1 protein-coding gene is annotated in these 1,411 nt (G+C 69.8%); it reads right to left on the bottom strand.

Annotated elements, in window-relative coordinates:
* On the bottom strand, window positions 1-1,178 hold a 1,178-nt coding region (locus ACLQ28_RS34385; protein ID WP_425690426.1), incomplete at its 3' end, for an IS110 family transposase.
* Window positions 1,179-1,411: the final 233 nt, after the last annotated feature.

Genomic DNA, 1,411 nt, shown 5'->3' with positions numbered 1-1,411 from the left:
GGTCGTGGTTGGTAGGGGATCTTGTCGCGGAGCATGGCGTATAGGACGTCGCAGCGGCGGCGGGCGAGGCAGATGAGGGCGGCGTTGTGGCGTTTGCCTTCGGCGCGTTTGCGGTCGTAGTAGGCCCGGCTGACGGGGTCGGCGAGGGCTGCGAACGCGGCGAGGAAGAACGCACGTTTGAGGTTCTTGTTGCCGCCTCGGGGTGGGTGTTCGCCGCGGATGCTGCTTCCGGATCGTCGGGTGACGGGGGCGAGGCCGGCGTAGGCGGCGAGGTGGCCGGGGGTGGCGAACGCGGTGCCGTCTCCGACTTCGAGGAGGATCCGGGCGGCGGTCCTGACGCCGATGCCGGGCATCGAGGTCAGGACCGGGGCAAGAGGGTGCGCATCAAGCATCCTCTCGACCTCGCCGGCGACGTGGTCGCGTTGTCGCAGGACGTCGCGGAGGCTGTCGGCGAGGCGGGGCAGGATCGTTTCCGCCGCTGTCGTGCCGGGGACGGTGACGGTCTGCTCGTCGAGAGCGGCCATGACCTGCTCGACGAGCCGTTCGCCCATGCGGGGCGCGTGGACGGCGGCGATCGAGAGCAGTTTGCGGCGGCCGGCCTTGCGCAGACCGACCGGGCCGCCGCAGCGTGACAGCAGCTCCAGCACAGCTTTGTGCTGCACTTTCGGGCCGAGGACTCGTTCCAAGGCGGGATGGATCTGCGTCAGCAGTCCCCGGATGCGGTTGGCCACCCGGGTGGCTTCGCCAGCGAGGTCGTCGTCGAAACCGACGAGGACTTCCAGCTCGGCCAAAGCCTCGTCGCCGGTGTCGACCCGCCGCAGCGTGTGCGGCAGAGTGCGGGCCGCGTCAGCGATGACATAGGCATCACGCGCGTCGGTCTTCGCCGAGCCGGGATGCAGGTCAGCGATCCGCCGCATCGCCAGGCCGGGCAGGTAGGCCACCTGATGCCCGCACGCCCGAGCCACCGCGACCGGCAAGGCGCCGATCGAGGCGGGCTGGTCAACCACGACCAGGACTCGGCCGTGACGGGCGAGTTTGTCGAACAGTTGCCGCAGTCGGGACTCGGTGTTCGGCAGCGGCGCGTCGTGCAGCCGCTTGCCGTCCGGGGCCAACCCGACCGCGTGATGACCCTCTTTGCCGACGTCCAAGCCCAGGAAGACGCCATATCCGTCGTGCACCAGACCCGCCTCCACGCATCGTTCCGTGGCCTCGGCCGCAGTCAGGGCGTCGGACTGCCGGCAGCCACGTTACGAAGAGACCTACCCCGAACACGGGTGGCCGTGTCCCTATCAGCGGTCCGCCGACGCCACCCGACCCGGCGACAACACCCCCCGGATCATCCGAACGACAGGGGCAGGAAGTCATACCGGGCCGGGCGACCGAGGGTCCCCGGCTGGGGACGATCAAAAAG

Origin of the sequence: Micromonospora sp. DT201, from assembly GCF_049841575.1 — a bacterium.
In the GTDB taxonomy this organism is placed as follows: Bacteria; Actinomycetota; Actinomycetes; order Mycobacteriales; family Micromonosporaceae; genus Micromonospora.
Note: the sequence above shows the minus strand (reverse complement) of the source record. Positions and strands in the feature narration are given on the sequence as shown.